The organism is Streptomyces sp. DS1-CR2, from assembly GCF_055760475.1.
On the sequence record NZ_CM147085.1, the window covers coordinates 3,058,800 to 3,076,976 of the forward strand.

General features: G+C 69.8%; 17 protein-coding genes. 8 read left to right on the top strand and 9 right to left on the bottom strand.

The genetic code is table 11. From position 1 onward, the window contains the following. Window positions 1–34: 34 nt before the first annotated feature. Genes ACY0PA_RS15215 through ACY0PA_RS15240 form a run of 6 tightly spaced genes read left to right on the top strand, consistent with a single transcriptional unit; the run spans window position 35 to window position 4,654 of the window. Window positions 35–706 (top strand): DUF4383 domain-containing protein, encoded by a 672-nt coding sequence (locus ACY0PA_RS15215; protein ID WP_473085134.1) that lies wholly within the window; start codon window positions 35–37, stop codon window positions 704–706. A 36-nt stretch (window positions 707–742) separates the two neighbouring features. Next, window positions 743–1,534 (top strand): FadR/GntR family transcriptional regulator, encoded by a 792-nt coding sequence (locus ACY0PA_RS15220; RefSeq protein ID WP_473085135.1) that lies wholly within the window; start codon window positions 743–745, stop codon window positions 1,532–1,534. A gap of 48 nt (window positions 1,535–1,582) precedes the next feature. After that, on the top strand, window positions 1,583–2,728 hold the full coding sequence (gene dgoD / locus ACY0PA_RS15225) for a galactonate dehydratase (protein WP_473085136.1): 1,146 nt from the start codon (window positions 1,583–1,585) through the stop codon (window positions 2,726–2,728). 55 nt (window positions 2,729–2,783) lie between these two features. Further along, entirely contained in the window at window positions 2,784–3,404 is a 621-nt protein-coding gene (locus tag ACY0PA_RS15230; protein WP_329573567.1) for a bifunctional 4-hydroxy-2-oxoglutarate aldolase/2-dehydro-3-deoxy-phosphogluconate aldolase, read from the top strand. Next, on the top strand, window positions 3,401–4,393 hold the full coding sequence (locus ACY0PA_RS15235; protein ID WP_473085137.1) for a sugar kinase: 993 nt from the start codon (window positions 3,401–3,403) through the stop codon (window positions 4,391–4,393). Before ACY0PA_RS15230 ends, ACY0PA_RS15235 begins: the two co-directional genes overlap by 4 nt. A gap of 33 nt (window positions 4,394–4,426) precedes the next feature. Next, entirely contained in the window at window positions 4,427–4,654 is a 228-nt protein-coding gene (locus tag ACY0PA_RS15240) for an FmdB family zinc ribbon protein (protein ID WP_100591947.1), read from the top strand. A 13-nt stretch (window positions 4,655–4,667) separates the two neighbouring features. On the opposite strand, the gene ACY0PA_RS15245 is transcribed toward ACY0PA_RS15240, so the two are convergent. From ACY0PA_RS15245 to ACY0PA_RS15255, 3 genes are read right to left on the bottom strand one after another with little or no spacing between them, the layout of a single operon-like run. Further along, window positions 4,668–5,501 carry an HAD family hydrolase gene (locus ACY0PA_RS15245; protein WP_473085138.1) on the bottom strand — a complete coding sequence of 278 codons (834 nt, stop codon included), beginning with the start codon at window positions 5,499–5,501 and terminating at the stop codon, window positions 4,668–4,670. After that, a complete protein-coding gene (locus ACY0PA_RS15250; RefSeq protein WP_473085139.1) occupies window positions 5,498–7,999 on the bottom strand; it encodes a phosphoribosyltransferase in 2,502 nt (833 codons plus the stop codon). Before ACY0PA_RS15250 ends, ACY0PA_RS15245 begins: the two co-directional genes overlap by 4 nt. A 14-nt stretch (window positions 8,000–8,013) precedes the next feature. Then, window positions 8,014–9,180, bottom strand: a complete 1,167-nt coding sequence (locus ACY0PA_RS15255; protein WP_473085140.1) for an HpcH/HpaI aldolase/citrate lyase family protein — start codon at window positions 9,178–9,180, stop codon at window positions 8,014–8,016. 187 nt (window positions 9,181–9,367) lie between these two features. Here ACY0PA_RS15255 and ACY0PA_RS15260 point away from each other — a divergent pair, with 187 nt between their 5' ends. After that, window positions 9,368–10,297, top strand: a complete 930-nt coding sequence (locus tag ACY0PA_RS15260) for a TerD family protein (RefSeq protein WP_473085141.1) — start codon at window positions 9,368–9,370, stop codon at window positions 10,295–10,297. Window positions 10,298–10,380: 83 nt separating this feature from the next. Here the strand turns inward: ACY0PA_RS15260 and ACY0PA_RS15265 are convergent, their stop codons facing one another. From ACY0PA_RS15265 to ACY0PA_RS15290, 6 genes are all read right to left on the bottom strand, one after another. Continuing rightward, window positions 10,381–11,121, bottom strand: coding sequence for a TerD family protein (locus tag ACY0PA_RS15265; RefSeq protein ID WP_100591942.1), 741 nt, complete (start codon window positions 11,119–11,121; stop codon window positions 10,381–10,383). A gap of 99 nt (window positions 11,122–11,220) precedes the next feature. After that, the gene (locus ACY0PA_RS15270; protein ID WP_473085142.1) at window positions 11,221–12,369 is read right to left on the bottom strand and encodes a DUF475 domain-containing protein; all 1,149 of its coding nucleotides are present in this window, start codon (window positions 12,367–12,369) and stop codon (window positions 11,221–11,223) included. A gap of 73 nt (window positions 12,370–12,442) precedes the next feature. Beyond that, window positions 12,443–13,018, bottom strand: a complete 576-nt coding sequence (locus ACY0PA_RS15275; RefSeq protein WP_100591940.1) for a TerD family protein — start codon at window positions 13,016–13,018, stop codon at window positions 12,443–12,445. Window positions 13,019–13,116: 98 nt separating this feature from the next. Further along, window positions 13,117–13,692 carry a TerD family protein gene (locus tag ACY0PA_RS15280; protein ID WP_473085143.1) on the bottom strand — a complete coding sequence of 192 codons (576 nt, stop codon included), beginning with the start codon at window positions 13,690–13,692 and terminating at the stop codon, window positions 13,117–13,119. 180 nt (window positions 13,693–13,872) lie between these two features. Continuing rightward, window positions 13,873–14,331, bottom strand: coding sequence for a peroxiredoxin (locus ACY0PA_RS15285; RefSeq protein ID WP_100591938.1), 459 nt, complete (start codon window positions 14,329–14,331; stop codon window positions 13,873–13,875). 170 nt (window positions 14,332–14,501) lie between these two features. Next, the gene (locus tag ACY0PA_RS15290; RefSeq protein ID WP_100591937.1) at window positions 14,502–14,939 is read right to left on the bottom strand and encodes a DUF3052 domain-containing protein; all 438 of its coding nucleotides are present in this window, start codon (window positions 14,937–14,939) and stop codon (window positions 14,502–14,504) included. Between the two features lie 426 nt (window positions 14,940–15,365). Here ACY0PA_RS15290 and aceE point away from each other — a divergent pair, with 426 nt between their 5' ends. Further along, window positions 15,366–18,113: a pyruvate dehydrogenase (acetyl-transferring), homodimeric type gene (aceE, locus tag ACY0PA_RS15295; protein WP_473085144.1), complete on the top strand. Its 2,748-nt coding sequence runs from the start codon at window positions 15,366–15,368 to the stop codon at window positions 18,111–18,113. Window positions 18,114–18,177 lie beyond the last annotated feature (64 nt).

An 18,177-nucleotide genomic window follows, 5' to 3' on the forward strand; every position in this document is an offset into this window, starting at 1 on the left:
ATCCTTGAGATACGTACGTGCAAGGGAGGCGATCATGGCCACGCATGTACCCGAATTCCGCCCAGCCCCCCGGTTCCAGCATCCGCGGGTCGTTCTCGACGATCATCTGCCCGTCGACCACGGCCTCAGCAAGGTCTACCGGATCGGCGCGGGCCTGATGGGGCTCGTGCTGGTCGCCTTCGGCATCCTGGGCCTCATCGACCAGATCGGATTCTTCGACATCGGCGGTGACAAGGTCGCCGGCCTGAACACCAACGGTGCCCTCAGCGTCCTGTCGATCCTTATCGGCGCACTGCTGTTCGCCGGCATGGTCATCGGACGGAACGTCGCCTCGACGATCAACATGACCGTCGGCGTCCTGTTCATCCTCAGCGGCTTCGTGAACCTCGCCCTGCTCCAGACCGACTACAACTTCCTCGCGTTCCGGATCCAGAACGTGCTGTTCAGCTTCGTGGTCGGCGTGATGCTCATGGCCTTCGGGATGTACGGGCGCGTCAGCGGAACGCTGCCGCACGACAACCCGTACTGGCGCGCGCGCCACCCGGAAGCCGCCGCCCGCGAGGACCGCGCCCGCGCCGCCCGGCAGCCGCACCCCACCCTCGAGGCGTCGAAAGCCCCCGGAGTCGCCACAGCCCCCGGCGCCACCGAGGCCTCCAGCGCCACGAGACCACCAAAATCACCGATGGTTCCGGGCCGCCGAGAATAATTGATAAATAACCCGCCCACGTGCGAGGCTGCCCCCATGACGCGCAAGGACAGGGGCAGCTCCCGTACGGAGAGCCCGCGCACGGACATGGCGAGCCGGGGCGGCACGCCAGGGGTCTCGTACACCGGGCGCGGCGTCCACCGGATCGTCGTGGAGGCGCTCGCCCGGCGGATCTTCGACGGGACGTACGCGGAGGGGGATCTCCTCGATCTGCCGGGGCTGATGGCCGAGCTGGACGTCAGCCAGACCGTGCTGCGCGAGGCGATCAAGGTGCTGACCACCAAGGGTCTCCTGGACGCCCGGCAGAAGCGGGGGACGTTCATACGCCAGCGCGAGGACTGGAACCTTCTCGACAGCGATGTGCTGCGCTGGACGATCGACTCCGGCGCGCCCGGCGCCTTCTTCACCGATCTCCTCGAGCTGCGCCGAGCCGTCGAGCCCGCCGCGGCCGCGCTCGCCGCGCTGCACCGCACGGACGCGGATCTCGCCGCCCTCGACGCCGCACTCAGCGCGATGGCCGCCGCCGAGCAGACACCCGTGACCGCCGATCCCGTCATGACCGACAGCGACCCCGTTCTCGCCGTGCGCGCCGACGCCTCCTTCCACACGGCGCTCCTCAACGCCTCCGGCAACCCCTTCTTCGCGCAGATGCGGCGCGTCATCGTCCCGGCCCTGGTCGTACGGGACCGGCTCGTGCACGCCGGACGGCACGAACACCCGCTGCCCGCCCACGTCCTGGTCGCCGACCGCGTCCGCGCGCGGGACCAGGACGGCGCGTTCGCGGCGATGCTCGACGTGATCGAACTGTCCCGGCGCGGCCACCCCTGACACCTCGCCGCCGCCCCACCCCCGTAACACCCCGAGAGGAACCCCTACGTGAAGATCGCCCGCATCGAGACCTTCCTCGCCCCGCCCCGCTGGATGTTCGTCCGCGTGGAGACCGACGAAGGGGTCGTCGGCTGGGGTGAGCCCGTCGTCGAGGGGCGTGCGGAGCCCGTGCGGGCAGCCGTCGAGGTGCTCGCCGAGTACCTGGTCGGCCAGGACCCGCTGCGCATCGAGGACCACTGGCAGGTCATGACCAAGGGCGGTTTCTACCGGGGCGGGCCGGTTCTGTCGTCCGCCGTCGCCGGGCTCGACCAGGCCCTGTGGGACATCAAGGGCAAGACGTACGGGCAGCCGGTGCACCAGTTGCTCGGCGGGCCGGTGCGTGAGCGGATCCGGGCGTACGCCTGGGTGGGCGGTGACGAGCCGAGCGAGGTCAGGGACGCGGTGAGCGCCCAGGCCGAGGCCGGGTTCACGGCGGTGAAGATGAACGCCGGCGGGCGCATGACGCCGCTCGCCACCCGCGAGGAGGTCCGCGCGTGCCTGCTGCGCGCGGAGACCGCCCGTGAAGTCCTGGGTGACGAACGGGATTTCGCGCTCGACTTCCACGGCCGCGTCTCCCCCGCGAACGCCCGCCGGCTGCTCCCTCTGCTCGCCGAGTACGCGCCCCTGTTCGTCGAGGAGCCCGTCCTCTCCGACCACATGCAGGCCGTCCCCGATCTGGTGAACGCCTCCAACATCCCGATCGCGCTCGGCGAACGGCTCTTCACCCGGCGGGAGTTCCTCGCACCGCTCCAGGCGGGCGTCGCCGTGGTGCAGCCCGACATCTCGCACGCCGGCGGCATCTCCGAGCTGCGCCGCATCGCCGCGCTCGCCGAGATGTACGGGGCCCACATCGCGCCGCACTGCCCGCTCGGTCCCGTGGCCCTCGCCGCGAGCCTCCAAGTCGCCTTCACCACACCGAACTTCCTCATCCAGGAGCAGTCGATCGGCATCCACTACAACAAGGACGCCGAGCTCCTCGACTACGTCTCCGACCGCGAGCCGTTCCGCTTCGTCGCGGGCTCGCTGCTGCGCACGGAACGGCCCGGCCTCGGCGTGGACATCGACGAGGCGGCCGTACGCACGGCCGACGCCAAGGGCCACGCCTGGCGCAACCCCGTGTGGCGCTACGAGGACGGCTCGTTCGCCGAGTGGTGACCCATGAAACGCCCTGCGAAACGCCCACCCATGAAAGGAACCGAGGAGGAGCACCATGGACTTCACTACCGCACTGCGCGCCGAACGCCTCGTGGCGATCGTCCGGGGAAGCGACGCCGACGCTTCGTTCCGTACGGTCATGGCCCTGGCGGAGGCCGGAATCCCGCTGGTGGAGGTGTCCCTCAGCGGCCGTGACGCCCTAGACGTGATCCGCAGGGCGCGGGCCGAGCTCGGCGACGACGTGTGGCTCGGTGCCGGCACGGTGCTGACCGCCGAGGACGCCCGCGAGGCGGCCGCCGCCGGGGCGAACCTCATTGTGACCCCCGGCCTTGGCGCCGGGGTCGACGAGTCGCTGCGGCAGGGCCTGCCCGTGCTCGCCGGGGTGCTCACGCCGACCGACGTCATCGCGGCCGAGGCGTCCAGGGCGACGGCCCTGAAGATCTTCCCGGCGTCGGCGATGGGCGGCCCGTCGTATCTGAAGGCGCTGCGGGGGCCGTTCCCCCGAACGCCGTTCGTGCCGGTGGGCGGGGTCGACGCGGCGGCGGCGACCGCCTATCTGGAGGGCGGCGCCATCGCGGTCGGGGTCGGCTCGCCCCTCATCGGCGACGCGGCGGACGGCGGGGACCTGGGTCAGCTGCGCAAGCGGGCGGCCGAGTTCAAGGCGGTGTGCGGATGACGGCGTCGGGTTCGGCAAGCCCCGCTTCAGCCGGGGCCCCCGCCTCCCTCTTCGACGTACTCACCTTCGGCGAGACCATGGTCGCGCTGCGCGGCCACGGTCCGTTCAAGCTGGGCGGCTCGATGGACCTGTCCGTCGCGGGCGCCGAGTCGAACGTCGCCATCGGTCTCACCCGGCTCGGCCACAGCGTCCGCTGGGCGGGCGCGGTCGGCGCCGACGAGGCGGGCGAACTGGTTCTGCGCACGCTGCGCGCCGAGGGCGTCGACACGTCCTGCGTCACCCGTGACACCGGCGCCCCTACGGGTCTGATCCTGTTCGAGCCGCGGCTGCCCGAGGTGACACGGGTGCAGTACTACCGTGCGGGCTCGGCAGGTTCGCGGCTCGACGCCGACCACGTCGAGCGGGCCTTCGCGGCCGGTCCGCCGCCCCGCGTCCTGCATCTGACGGGGATCACGCCCGCGCTCAGCGCCTCCGCGCGCGACGCGTGCCGGCGCGCCCTGCGGCTCGCCCGCGAACACGGCGTTCCGGTCAGCCTGGACGCCAACTACCGCTCCCGGCTGTGGAATTCGGAGGCGGCTGCAGCGGAACTGCGCGACTGGATCCCGTACGTCGACGTCCTCATCGCCTCCGACGACGAGCTGCCGCTGTGCGCGCCGCCCGGGCCCGACCCGGTCAAGGCCCTCCTCGATCTCGGGGTGCGCGAGGTCGTCGTCAAGCTCGGCGCCGACGGGGCGATCGCCCACTCGGCCGACGGTGAGCTACGTGTCCCGGCGCGGCCGGTGCGCGCCGTGGACGCGGTCGGGGCCGGTGACGCCTTCGTCGCCGGCTATCTCTCCGCGCTCCTCGACGGCGAGGACACCGCCGGGCGCCTCGACCGGGCGGTGACGACGGGCGCCTTCGCGGTCGCGCAGCCGGGCGACTGGGAGGGGGCACCCACACGGGCGGAACTCGCGCTGCTCGGGGCGGGTCAAGGCACGGTCGTACGCTGACGCCCGCGAGGCACGGCCAGCTAACCTGTGCCCATGCCACGCTACGAGTACCGCTGCCGGACCTGCGGCGACACGTTCGAACTGAGCCGCCCCATGGCCGAGTCCTCGGCCCCCGCGGACTGCCCCGCCGGCCACGACGACACGGTGAAGCTGCTGTCGACGGTCGCCGTGGGCGGCACGACATCCGCCGCCGCACCGGCCCGCCCCGCCGGCGGCGGAGGCGGGGGCGGAGGTTGCTGCGGCGGGGGTTGCTGCGGGTGAACGTACAGATCCCTTAGGGGTACGGACGCGGCTGCCGGACCCTCTCGACCAGCTCCCGCAGGATCGTCTCGCCCGCCGCGACGCCCCGGTCCTCCAGGGCCGTGACGTGCGGCGCCGTCCAGCCCGCGTCCGCCAGCTCGCCGTGGCCGGGGCGCCAGGCGTGGTCGGCCGCGAGGAGCAGGTCCGCGTCGAGCAGGGAGTCGCCGGCCGCGAGCATGAGGTCGGCGCCGGAGCGGCGGGCCACCTCGTGCATGGCCGCACTCTTGGTGAGCGGCTTCGGGACGGCGTAGATCTTGCGGCCCTGGAGGGAGACCGTCCAGCCGCGGGGCTCCGCCCAGACGGCGAGTTCCTTGACCCAGCCCTCCGGGAGCAGGGACCGCTCGACCACGAGATACGCGAAGAGGTCCTCGGCGACGCGCTCCTTCAGGAGCCACGCCGGATCGGCCGTCCGCACCAGATGCGCCCTCACCTCGTCGAGCGGCGCGCACTCCGCGGCCAGCCGCTCGTCGACAGCGGCCCGCCAGTCCGGGTCGGAGACGCCGTCCACCAGCAGGTGCCCGCCGTTGGCGCAGATCGCGAACTGCGCTGCGGGGCCCGGGAGATGGATGCGCCCGTACTGCTCACGGGTGCGGGTCGTGGTCGGGACGAAGAGAGCGCTGCGGCCGAGTTCGCCGAGCAGCTCGGCCGCGTCCTCGGTGACGTAGGAGAGGGGCTTGCCCTCGTAGACCTCGACGCACAGCAGGCGCGGCGCCTGCGCGTCGGGCATGGACAGGCCGAGGGCTGCGGCGGAGTAGATCAGGGTGCGGTCGAGGTCACTGGCGACCAGGGTGACGGGCGTGGCGCTCACTTCGCGGCCACCGCCTTGCCGTCCGCGCCGGTTGCGCCCCGGGTGTACTTCGGGTGGATCAACCCGACGCAGGTGTAAGGGAGTTCGGCGACCTCCTCGACCGGTACCCCGCGCTGCTCGGCGAGCAGGCGTACGTGGTCGAGGTCGGCGCCGGCGCCCGTGCGGGCGAGTATCTTCCACGGGACACGGCGCAGCAGCACGCGGGTCGTCTCGCCGACGCCGGGCTTCACCAGGTTCACGTCGTGGATCTCGTACTCCTCACTGATCCGCTCGACGGCCGCCCAGCCCTCCCAGGTGGGCGTGCGGTCGGCGGAGAGCATCTCCTTGACCTGGGTGTCCACGGCGTCGGCGACCTCGTCGAAGCAGGCTTCAATGGTGTCGAGGAAGTGTGTCGAGACATCCGCCTGCGCGAGCTCGCGGTAGAACTTGCCGCCGTGGAAGTCGTTCGGCCCGACGAGGTCGGCGCGCAGCACCGTACGCGATATCAGCCCGGAGACCGTCGAGTTGAGGCACGCGGACGGGATGAGGAAGTCCTCGCGGGTGCCGTAGGTGCGCACGCAGGACCCGGGGTCGGCGAGCACCGCGATCTCCGGGTCGAACCCGGGGCCGCCCTCATGTCGCTGATGGGTCTTGAGTGCTTCGGCCAGTTCGCGGGTGATCGCGCCCTTGCCGGTCCAGCCGTCGACGAAGACGACATCGGCCGGGTCGTGGTGGGCGGCGAGCCAGCGCAGCGCGTTCGCGTCGATGCCGCGGCCGCGGACGATCGAAACGGCGTAGTGCGGCAGGTCGAGGCCGCGCCGCGCCTGCGCCCAGCGGCGCATCAGCACGCCGACGGGCGTCCCGGCGCGGGCGAGCGAGACGAGCACGGGACGCGGGGACCGTTCCGCGAGCACGGTCTCGGTCACGACGCCGACCGCCTGCGCGATCCGCGGGGCCGAGACGTCGAGGGCGGACTGGAACAGCGCCTGGTACTCGGCGCTCGGCTGGTACTCGACGGGCAGCGACTCGGCGTAGTGCGCGCCACCGCCCTGTATCGCCTCCTCGCGCTCCTCGGTCGGCGCCTCCAGTTCGACGTCCGAGAGGTCCTGGAGCAGCCAGCCGACCTCGTCGGGCGCGTACGAGGAGAAGGCGGGGCCGCGCAGGGGCTCGGGGAGCGTGGGGGACACGGGGGGCCTTTCGGGGGCAGTCCCCTGGGGGACGTAGGAAGGCACGACGGCGAGCAGCACGCGCGGGGCGTGCTCGGCGAGGCGCGCCAACAGGCCATCGGGGGCGTGCAGTTGGGGTGTGTCCGCGGTGGAGTCGACGACGGCGACGATCGCGTCGAAGTCACCGCCCGCGACGTTGTACGCGTAGCGCTCGCCCGGCCCGTCGGCCGGGTCGTCGTGGGCGGGGAAGACGAGTCGGGTACGGATCGCGTAGCCGGGGTCGTCGACGGCGAGGACCGGCGAACGGGTCGTGGTGGAGTAGCGCACCTGCGCCCGCGTGCCCTTCTCGACCTCGCGGGCCAGGGCGAGCGGCGCGTACATCAGCTCCTCGAAACCGAGGACGAGTACGCGGCGGGCGTCCCCTAGGGGCGCGCTCAGGCGGGCGGCCATCGCGGGGAGCGCCGCGTCGAGCGCCGCGCGGTGCTCCGGCGTGAAGCCGTGCCGGCCTCCGTCGGGCACGGACGCGGGCCAGCCGAGGTCCACGCGGGTCACGCTGCCCGGCTCGCTGCCCGGCCCTGTGGGCGGCTCGCTGCCCGGCCCTGTGCGCTCCGCCTGGGTCTCGGCGAGGGACTCGTGGTGGGCGACGAGCGCCTGCCCCTTGGCGAGGACGCCGTCGGGGAGCTTCACGGTGCCGGACGCCGACGCGACCAGGTCGACGCGGGCGCCGATCTCACGGGCGAAGTCGGCCAGGCGGCCCCGGTCGCCGGGCGAACGCATGTCGACGAGGGCGACGATGACGTAGTGCCGGCGCGGGTAGCGCTCGTGCAGGGCGCGGATCGTGTTGAGGACCGTATTGCCCGTGGAGAACTCGTCGTCGACGAGGACGAGCGCCCCGTCGCCCGCGAGGAGCCGGGGGTCCTCCGGCAGCAGCAGATGCGAGGTGGCGTGCGAGTGGGACTCCTCGAAGCCGCCCGCGCGCGCCACCCCGTCGACGGGGCGCCGCGTCGAGTGCAGATAGGGCGCGAGGCCCAGGCCGTCGGCGACGGAGTGCCCGAGACCCGTCGCCGTCTCGGCGTATCCGAGCACGACCGCCTGCCGCGCCGCGTCGTCGCCGAGCAGCTCGCGCACCCGCAGACCGAGGTCGTACCCGGCGCGCCAGACCACGGCCGGCGACTGGGGCACGTGCTTGCCTAGGACGTTCGACACGAGCAGATGGGCCCGCTTGGGATTGCGGCGCAGGGCAAGGCCCAGCAGCCCGGATATCTCCTCGTCACCGACGAGCTCGACCCCGAGCCGCTGTGCGACCCATGTCCCCGACCAGACCACTTCGCCCCTTTTCGTTGCTTTCATCATGACTCGCGCGCTCGTCACGCGGGCAGGCCGGCGTTGAGCAGCTCCACGAAGCCGACGTCCTCACGGGCGACGCCGAAGACCTCCGCCCGCTGGAGGGTCCGCTCGGCCCAGGCCCGGTGCGGCTTCACTTCATTCATCTTGTTCGTGTACGCGGATCTGAGGACGCCACCGCCGCCGCGCTCGGGCCGCAGGATGTCCTGGGCATCGCCGTACTCCTCGTGACTGACCACGGACAGCGCGTGCACGGGCATCACGTGCGACGGGTGGATACAGGTCTTGCCGAGCAGGCCGTTGGCCCGGTCCAGCTCGATCTCGCGCAGCAGGCCGTCCATGTCGTGCTCGATGAGGGCCTGGCGCAGCTCGACGGCCCGGCTCTCCTGGAAGGGACTGCGGCGCAGCTGCGGCTTGAACATCCGCTCCTGGTGACGGAAGTACTCCCAGACGGGCCCGGTCACGGTGAAGCCGGTGCCGTCGGCCCGGCCGAGCAGATTGACCACGTCCCCGATCACGGAGGCCACGATCTGGACGTCGTACGCGGTCATGTCCGGCGGCCTGCGCAGCCCGTACGCGGAGCAGAAGTCGGTCACGCCGAGGCGCAGGGCCAGGACGCGGTTGCGGTACTTGTCGACGGTGCGGGCGATCCCGGCGAGGGTGTCGCCCCGCGTCTCCAGGTGCAGGAGCTCGGGCGACTCCAGGACGGGCATCGCGAAGAGGCGCCGCCCGGTGGCCGCCTCGGCGGCGGAGAGCGCCTCCAGGAACGGCACGCCCCGCTCCTCGGTGAATTTCGGCAGTACGAATCCGGACAGCAGCCGCACGGCGGGGCCGAGGCGGCGGACGAGCTCGGTGATCTGTCCGGCGGCGCGGACGCGGACGAACAGCAGCGGAGGCCGCACGTCCGGCCGGGCCGCGAGGTCGGTGAACTGCGCGACCAGGTTCTCCTCGGCGTCCGCAACCTCGGCGTCGTCGATCGAGTCCTCCAGGCACAGCACCATCGAGACGACACCCCGGCCCGCCTGCTTGAGGACGTCGTCGGCGAGGCGCGGCCGCGTGGCCGGGCTGTAGAGCGTGGCCCCGAGGGCCGCCGCGAGCCTGCGGGGCGACGAGTCCGCGGTGAAGTCACCGGGCTCCCGGTGGAAAAGATGCTGCCGCACCTCAGGGGCGATATGCCCGAAATGACGCATGAGACTCCCCCGTCGTGCCGCTCTGGCCCGAATTTAAGTGGCCGGTAATAGTACGTAGGGACCCATGTCAAGGGTTCCCACCGGGCATGAAATTCAGGTAACCCACCCATGTCGAGTATGTCCCTCGGTTCCACAGTCTCGGGCCCCCGCGTTGTCCTGGCCAGGTCAGGGAAGGCAGGATGACCGCATGACGCACGCGATGCTGAAGGGGTCGAACGTCCCGCTCGAGGCCACGGCGGTCCGCGCCGTGCTGCGCTGGGCCACCGGCCAGGGCGTGCCCGACGTCGACGCCTCGGCGCTGCTCCTCGGCCCCGACGGTCGCGTACGGTCCGACGAGGACTTCGTCTTCTACAACCAGCCCCGGCACCCCTCGGGCAAGGTCTGGCGGCTCGGCAAAAAGCGTGTCGCCGACGGACTCACCGACACGATCCAGTCGGACCTGGCGGGCCTCGGCCCCGAGGTCGGCCGCGTCCTCCTCGTCGCCTCGGCGGACGACGTCCCCTTCGACCGTGTACCCGCCCTGCGGATCCTGATCTACGACGCCGCGGCCGCGGAGGGCGAGCCCCTCGCCCTCTTCGACGTGAAGCCGGAGACGGGCGCCGAGACGGCGCTGATCTGCGGCGAGCTGTACCGGCGCGGTGAGGGCTGGAAGTTCCGGGCCCTGGGCGAGGGCTACTCGAACGGTCTGGTCGGCCTGGCGACCGATTTCGGCATCTCGGTGGACGAGTCGGAGCCGGCGCCGGATCTTCAGGCGTCGTCGCCTCCGGGCCCGATGCCGGCCGCCGAGCCGTCGTTCCCGCCTCCGGCCCCCGACACCTCGTTCATGGGGCCGGGGTCGGATTGGGGATCAGGCTCGGGGTCGGATGCGGGTTCGGGCTACGGGTATCCGCAGGCGCCCACGCAGCAGCCCATCGCCGCGTCGCTCCCTCAGCCCGCGCCCCAGCCCGTCTCCCAGCCCTCGTACGGGTACCCGCCCGCGGCGCCCACGCAGCCCGCGCCGCTGGTCATGCCGGTACCGACGACGCAGCCCGCGTACGGCTATCCGCAGCCGGTGCAGCCACTGCCCGACCCGAACTTCGCCCTGCCGCCGCAGGGCCCCCAGTTCATCTCACACTGAGCCCGCGACCGGCCCCGGGCGACTCGGAGCCGGATCGGGCGACGGAACAGGGCCTCGGCCCCTGATCCGCCGAAAATGCCTACCTAGCGCTCCCCGACCTTGGACTTGTACCCCCGGCCCCACTGAAGGCCCCACCCGTACAGCCGGTCCAGCTCGGCCTGGAACCCGTACACGAACTTCACCTCGCGTCGCACGATCAGCTCACCCTTGACGTTCTCGATCGTGACGACGGCGCAGGAGCGGGCCTGCGGGGCGCGCTCGTCGAGGCTGATCTCGACGCGCGGGCCGTTGCTCGGGTAGAGCGTGACGTGGGCGTGCGTACGGTCGAACGCCGGTGTCTGGTCGTAGATGTAGACGAAGACAAGCAGTCGCTTGATGGACTCGCGATGGTCGAGATTGACGTAGATCGTCTCACCCGACGCCGAGCCGAAGCGGTCGTCCCCGCTGAGCTTCACGTACGGCGGCGCGTTGAGCGCGCCGAAGAAGCTGCCGAGCGGCTGGACCACGCCCTTCTCCCCGTCGGTCAGCTCATACAGACAGCCGAGGTCGAGGTCCACATTGACCATGCTCTGCGTATGGGCCTGCACCACATCGGGCTTGAACAGCTTGAAGGGGTGCCGCAGCAGGCTCTCGCGCTCCGGGCCGCCGATGTCCGAAGTCCGCATCCGCCAGGACAGGTTGATCCGCAGATTTCCGGTGGCCGCTCCCTGTTTGGTGAGCGAGACGACCGGGTGCCGCTTGGTGAGTTCGATGGAGTTCGACGCGGCGCTGCCCGACTCGAAATCCGCCGCACGCCCGCGCCACAGTCCGTCCCAGAAGGACATTTCGCCCCCAAGTGCCCATGTTTCATGGTCCAGTTACGCCGACGGGGCGGCCGGTGAGGAGTTCTCCTCGCAGACCGCCCCGCTCACAGCGTTCCAGGATCAGAGCCCGGACGAAACCTCAGCCTTCTCGCCCGGGGCCGTTGCTTTTCCCTCGGCGGCCGCGAGTTTCTTGTTGCGGCGCACGGATGAGAAGAACGACCAGGCGATCAGCACGACGCCGACGAGGCCGGTAATGACCTCGTTGATCTCGTACTGGATCGTGACCAGGAGGATCACGGCAAGGGCGCCGATCGCGTAGTGCGCGCCGTGCTCCAGGTACACGTAGTCGTCCAGGGTGCCCTGGCGGACCAGGTAGACCGTGAGCGAACGGACGTACATGGCGCCGATACCGAGGCCGAGCGCCATCAGCACGATGTCGTTGGTGATGGCGAAGGCGCCGATGACACCGTCGAAGGAGAACGACGCGTCCAGGACCTCGAGGTACAGGAACATGAAGAACGCGGCCTTGCCCGCCAGGACGACGGCCGTGGGCTTCTTGCCGGACCGCTTGGCCTCTTCCTCAGCCTCGTGCTCGCGCTCCTCCTCTTCCTCGAGACGGTTCTCGAAGAAGCCCGAGAGGCCGCCGACGATCAAGTACGTGATCAGGCCGGCGACTCCGGAGAGCAGAACGGTCGCCGCCTTGTCGACGTGCACACCACCGTGCTGGTGGGCTTGCGTCGCGACGGTCACCGAAGCGATCAGCAGCGCGATGAGGGCGACGCAGACCGAGAGCATGTCGACCTTGCCGAGCTTGGCCAGCGGCCGCTCGATCCAGCGCAGCCACTGGACGTCGCGCTCCTCGAAGACGAAGTCGAGGAAGATCATCAGCAGGAACATGCCACCGAAGGAGGCGATCGAGGGATGCGCGTCCGTGACCAGCTGCTGGTAACGGTCGGGCTGGTTGAACGCGAGGTCCACCGCCTCGATGGGACCGAGCTTCGCGCTGATCGCGACGATGACGACGGGGAAGACCAGCCGCATACCGAAGACGGCGATCAGCACACCGACCGTGAGGAAGATCTTCTGCCAGAAGGCATTCATCTTCTTCAGGATTCCGGCGTTGACCACCGCGTTGTCGAAGGACAGCGAGATCTCGAGGACGGCAAGGATCGCGACGACCCCGAATGCTGTCCATCCGTCGTAGAACACCGCCGCGACCAGGCCGAGCGCAGTTATTGCGAACGACCAGCCGAAGGTTTTCAAAACCACTGGCTACCCCATCAGATATGTACGGGTCTCCCCCGCGCCGGTAGGACGGGGCTCCCCCGCTCCGCGCACGGCTTTACGAAACATTGACCCCGAAGTCTAGAGCGATACCGCGAAGGCCCGACGCGTACCCCTGCCCAACGGCGCGGAACTTCCATTCGCCGCCGTACCGGTACACCTCGCCGAAGATCATCGCGGTCTCCGTGGACGCGTCCTCGCTCAGGTCGTAGCGGGCGAGTTCCTGGCCGTCCGCCTGATTGACCACGCGGATGAACGCGTTGCTGACCTGGCCGAACGTCTGCCCTCGGTTGTCCGCGTCATGGATCGAGACCGGGAAGACGATCTTGTCGCAGAACGCCGGCACCTTGGACAGGTCGATCAGGATCGACTCGTCGTCGCCCTCGCCCTCACCCGTGAGGTTGTCGCCGGTGTGCTCTACGGAGCCGTCCGGACTGGTGAGCTGGTTGTAGAAGATGAACCACTCGTCGCCGAGCACTCGTCCGTCCTTGCACAGCAGTGCGCTGGCGTCGAGGTCGAAGTCGGCTCCGGTGGTGGATCGCGCGTCCCAGCCGAGTCCGATCAGCACCTGTGTGAGGTTCGGTGCGGCCTTGGAGAGGGAGACATTGCCCCCCTTGGCGAGCGTGACACCCATGATCGTGGTCCTCCCCGGTGTGATGTCGCTTGAGATATCCAGCGCGTCCGGCGCCGCACTCGCGTGCGACGCCGGACGGTCATACGGTCGTGCTCGGCTCAGACGTTGACGCCGAAGTCCTGCGCGATGCCGCGCAGACCCGAGGCGTAACCCTGGCCGATGGCGCGGAACTTCCACTCCGCGCCGTTCCTGTACAGCTCGCCGAAGACCATGGCGGTCTCCGTCGAGGCGTCCTCGGAGAGGTCGTACCGGGCGATTTCCGCCCCGCCCGCCTGGTTCACGACGCGGATGAACGCGTTGCGCACCTGGCCGAACGACTGCTGGCGGTTCTCGGCGTCGTAGATCGAGACCGGGAACACGATCTTGTCCACATCGGCCGGGACGCCGGCGAGGTTGACCTTGAGCTGCTCGTCGTCACCCTCGCCTTCACCCGTGATGTTGTCGCCGGTGTGCTCGACCGAGCCGTCCGGGCTCTTCAGGTTGTTGAAGAACACGAAGTTGGCGTCACTGCTGACCTTGCCCTCCGTGTTCGTCAGGATGGCGCTGGCGTCAAGGTCGAAGTCCGTGCCCGTGGTGGTACGAACGTCCCACCCGAGGCCGATGATGACCGCGGTCAGGCCAGGAGCCTCCTTGGTCAGCGATACGTTGCCGCCCTTGCTGAGGCTGACTCCCACGAGTCCTCCCATTGGTGTCGGGGGCGGGGAGCCCCGTCGTGCATTGGTATCGGATCAACGTCTGGATCCTAGTGACCGGTTCCCGGCAGCCACAGGTTCCGCACCCGAAGAATCCCAGGGTGTCATCCCCGGGACATCCTCGAGAGATGCGCGGAGCACGCCGTTGTGACCCCTGTGGGGTCAGAGGGTGTCGATCGCCTTGACGTATTCGTTGAGGTCGCGGGCGTCCGGCAGGCCGTTGACGACGGTCCAGCGGACCACGCCCTCCTTGTCGATGATGAAGGTGCCGCGCACCGCGCAGCCCTTCTCCTCGTCGAAGACGCCGTACGCGCGCGAGGCCTCGCCGTGCGGCCAGAAGTCCGACAGAAGCGGGTACTCGAGGCCCTCCTGCTCGGCGAAGACGCGCAGGCTGAACGGCGAGTCGTTGGACACGGCGAGCAGCTGGACGTCGTCGTTGACGAACTTCGGCAGCTCGTCGCGCAGGGCGCACAGCTCGCCGGTGCAGACGCCGGTGAAGGCGAACGGGTAGAAGAGCAGCACCACGTTCTTCTCACCCCGGAAGTCCGAGAGCCGGACGGTCTCGCCGTGCTGAGTCTTGAGCTCGAAATCCGGTGCCTTCGTGCCGACCTCGATCGTCATGGTCAAGCTTTCCTTCCGTGGAGCCGTTCGGGTGAGGCCCAGCCTAGGCGCCGAAGGCGGTCCTCCCTCGTGGGGGCTCGCGTGTGGCCCGGACAAAGCGTGCGGCCCCCGTCGACGCGTCATGGCGTCGGCGGGGGCCGCACGGAGTGTCTGCTGGGGTCTTTCGTCGGCTAGCGCTTCTTGGCGGCCGCCTTCGGCGTGACGAGGCGACTGCCCGCCCAGTCCTTGCCCGCGTTGATGCTCTTGGTCTGCGAGAGACCCGCGGTCTGCGCGGCTTCGTTGATGTCGCTCGGCTCGACATAGCCGTCGCGGCCGGTCTTCGGGGTCAGCAGCCAGACAGGGGCACCGTCGTCGACCAGCTGGCTGGCGTCTACCAACGCGTCCGTCAGATCGCCGTCGTCCTCGCGGAACCACAGCACCACCGCGTCAGCGACGTCGTCGTAGTCCTCGTCGACGAGCTCGCTGCCGATGACTTCCTCAATGGACTCGCGGAGCTCCTGGTCGACGTCGTCGTCGAAGCCGATCTCCTGGACCACCTGCTCGGGCTGGAAACCCAGCCTCGCGGCAGGGTTGGTCCGCTCCTCCGCGTGGTCCGCGGTCGCGCTCACGGTTTGCCTCCTGATCATGTTTACGAAGTTGTCTGCGGCTTCGCGCGTGCGCGAAGCGTTGGCGGTAGTCCACACGGGCGGGACGGATCGCGCAAGTACCCGGCCCCCGAGACCGCCGAAACGGTGACGTTCCAGGCGGTGTCACCGCATCTTCAGTCAAGGATCCCCGCAGGCCGGTGATGTATGCCACACCGATCTGTCGGATTTGCCCACCCCGTGGATGACAGTCGTCCACCTCGGCCGAACGGCCTCACGAAACTGGTGAACCACATGAGCGTATCGTTCTGATTTGGCCGCACCCGTCCGGGGAACCCCAGGGAATCACTCCGTTTACCCCGCGGTAGAGATGACGATTGTGCCCCCGAGGTACACGATGGGGAGCGGCGCAGCCCCATTGCACATCTCGACCGACAGTGAAGGAACACCGTGGTTTCCGGATCCGATCGCAATCCGATCATCATTGGCGGCCTCCCCAGCCAGGTCCCGGACTTCGATCCCGAAGAGACCCAGGAATGGCTCGACTCCCTCGACGCCGCCGTCGACGAGCGCGGGCGCGAGCGGGCCCGCTTCCTGATGCTCCGGCTGATCGAGCGCGCCCGGGAGAAGCGCGTGGCCGTGCCCGAGATGCGCAGCACGGACTACATCAACACGATCGCGACCAAGGACGAGCCCTTCTTCCCCGGCAACGAGGAGATCGAGCGCAAGGTCCTCAACGCGACCCGCTGGAACGCCGCGGTGATGGTCTCCCGCGCCCAGCGCCCCGGCATCGGAGTCGGCGGCCACATCGCCACCTTCGCCTCCTCCGCCTCGCTCTACGACGTGGGCTTCAACCACTTCTTCCGCGGCAAGGACGACGGCACGGGCGGCGACCAGATCTTCTTCCAGGGCCATGCTTCGCCGGGCATCTATGCCCGCGCTTACCTCCTGGACCGCCTCACCGAGGGCCAGCTCGACTCGTTCCGCCAGGAGAAGTCGAAGGCTCCGTACGGCCTGTCGTCGTATCCGCACCCCCGACTGATGCCGGACTTCTGGGAGTTCCCCACCGTCTCCATGGGCCTCGGCCCGCTGGGCGCGATCTTCCAGGCGCGGATGAACCGCTACATGCAGGCCCGCGACATCGCCGACACCTCCGCGTCGCACGTCTGGGCGTTCCTCGGCGACGGCGAGATGGACGAGCCGGAGTCGCTCGGCCAGCTGTCGATCGCGGCTCGCGAGGGCCTCGACAACCTGACCTTCGTGGTGAACTGCAACCTGCAGCGCCTCGACGGCCCGGTCCGCGGCAACGGCAAGATCATCCAGGAGCTCGAGTCGCAGTTCCGCGGCGCCGGCTGGAACGTCATCAAGCTGGTCTGGGACCGCAGTTGGGACCCGCTGCTCGCGCAGGACCGCGACGGCGTCCTGGTGAACAAGCTGAACACCACGCCCGACGGCCAGTTCCAGACGTATGCCACCGAGCCCGGCTCGTACATTCGCGACCACTTCTTCGGTGGCGACCACCGGCTGCGCGCGATGGTCGAGAACATGACCGACGACCAGATCCTGCACCTGGGGCGCGGCGGGCACGACCACAAGAAGATCTTCGCGGCCTTCCAGGCGGCCAAGGAGCACAAGGGCCAGCCGACGGTCATCCTGGCGCAGACGGTCAAGGGCTGGACCCTCGGCCCCAACTTCGAGGGCCGCAACGCGACCCACCAGATGAAGAAGCTGACGGTCGACGACCTCAAGGGCTTCCGCGACCGTCTGCACCTGCCGATCACCGACAAGCAGCTCGAGGACGGCGCCCCGCCGTACTACCACCCGGGCCGCGACTCGGAGGAGATCCAGTACATGCACGACCGCCGGCACGCGCTCGGCGGCTATGTGCCGACCCGCGTCGTGCGGTCCAAGCCGCTTCCGCTCCCCGAGGACAAGACGTACGCGAGCGTGAAGAAGGGCTCCGGCCAGCAGTCGATCGCCACCACCATGGCGTTCGTCCGGCTGCTCAAGGACCTCATGCGGGACAAGGAGATCGGTCGGCGCTTCGTCCTGATCGCGCCGGACGAGTACCGCACGTTCGGCATGGACTCGTTCTTCCCGAGCGCGAAGATCTACAACCCGCTCGGCCAGCAGTACGAGTCCGTGGACCGCGATCTGCTGCTCGCGTACAAGGAGTCGCCGACGGGCCAGATGCTGCACGACGGCATCTCCGAGGCGGGCTGCACGGCCTCGCTGATCGCCGCGGGATCGGCGTACGCGACGCACGGCGAGCCGCTGATCCCGGTCTACGTCTTCTACTCGATGTTCGGTTTCCAGCGCACCGGTGACCAGTTCTGGCAGATGGCCGACCAGCTGGCGCGCGGTTTCGTCCTGGGGGCGACCGCCGGCCGGACGACCCTGACCGGTGAGGGGCTGCAGCACGCCGACGGTCACTCGCAGCTGCTCGCCTCGACCAACCCGGCCTGCGTCGCCTACGACCCGGCCTTCGGCTTCGAGATCGCGCACATCGTGCAGGACGGTCTGCGACGCATGTACGGCGCCACCGCCGAGCACCCGCACGGCGAGGACATCTTCTACTACCTCACTGTCTACAACGAGCCGCTGCAGCACCCGGCCGAGCCCGCCGATGTCGACGTGGAGGGCATCCTCAAGGGCATCCACCGCTTCAGCCCGGGCACTTCGGGCGCCACCCCGGCGCAGATCCTCGCCTCGGGTGTCGCGGTGCCGTGGGCTGTGGAGGCACAGCAGATCCTCGCCGCGGAGTGGAACGTCAGGGCGGACGTCTGGTCGGCGACCTCCTGGAACGAACTGCGCCGCGAGGCCGTCGAGGTGGAGCAGCACAACCTGCTGCACCCCGACGAGGAGCAGCGCGTCCCCTATGTCACGCGGAAGCTGTCCGGCTCGGAGGGTCCGTTCGTCGCGGTCTCCGACTGGATGCGGTCCGTGCCCGACCAGATCTCCCGCTGGGTGCCGGGCACGTACCAGTCGCTCGGCGCGGACGGCTTCGGCTTCGCGGACACGCGCGGCGCGGCCCGTCGTTTCTTCCACATCGACGCCCAGTCGATCGTGGTGGGCGTGCTCACGGAGCTGGCCCGCGAGGGCAAGATCGACCGCTCGGTCCTGAAGCAGGCGATCGACCGCTACCAGCTCCTCGACGTCTCGGCGGCCGACCCCGGCCCGGCGGGCGGCGACGCGTAGGGGCCTGGTCCCGACTGTCGTAGAGGTTCGAGGTGCGGTGCGGCCACGGGGGCCTCACCGCACC

What these genes read in the sequence shown, in the direction of transcription:
- ACY0PA_RS15215 (WP_473085134.1), top strand. Translation starts at nt 35, where the DNA reads ATGGCCACGCATGTACCCGAATTCCGCCCAGCCCCCCGGTTCCAGCAT.
- ACY0PA_RS15220 (WP_473085135.1), top strand. Translation starts at nt 743, where the DNA reads ATGACGCGCAAGGACAGGGGCAGCTCCCGTACGGAGAGCCCGCGCACG.
- ACY0PA_RS15230 (WP_329573567.1), top strand. Translation starts at nt 2,784, where the DNA reads ATGGACTTCACTACCGCACTGCGCGCCGAACGCCTCGTGGCGATCGTC.
- ACY0PA_RS15235 (WP_473085137.1), top strand. Translation starts at nt 3,401, where the DNA reads ATGACGGCGTCGGGTTCGGCAAGCCCCGCTTCAGCCGGGGCCCCCGCC.
- ACY0PA_RS15240 (WP_100591947.1), top strand. Translation starts at nt 4,427, where the DNA reads ATGCCACGCTACGAGTACCGCTGCCGGACCTGCGGCGACACGTTCGAA.
- ACY0PA_RS15250 (WP_473085139.1), bottom strand. Translation starts at nt 7,999, where the DNA reads ATGATGAAAGCAACGAAAAGGGGCGAAGTGGTCTGGTCGGGGACATGG.
- ACY0PA_RS15255 (WP_473085140.1), bottom strand. Translation starts at nt 9,180, where the DNA reads ATGCGTCATTTCGGGCATATCGCCCCTGAGGTGCGGCAGCATCTTTTC.
- ACY0PA_RS15260 (WP_473085141.1), top strand. Translation starts at nt 9,368, where the DNA reads ATGACGCACGCGATGCTGAAGGGGTCGAACGTCCCGCTCGAGGCCACG.
- ACY0PA_RS15265 (WP_100591942.1), bottom strand. Translation starts at nt 11,121, where the DNA reads ATGTCCTTCTGGGACGGACTGTGGCGCGGGCGTGCGGCGGATTTCGAG.
- ACY0PA_RS15275 (WP_100591940.1), bottom strand. Translation starts at nt 13,018, where the DNA reads ATGGGTGTCACGCTCGCCAAGGGGGGCAATGTCTCCCTCTCCAAGGCC.
- ACY0PA_RS15285 (WP_100591938.1), bottom strand. Translation starts at nt 14,331, where the DNA reads ATGACGATCGAGGTCGGCACGAAGGCACCGGATTTCGAGCTCAAGACT.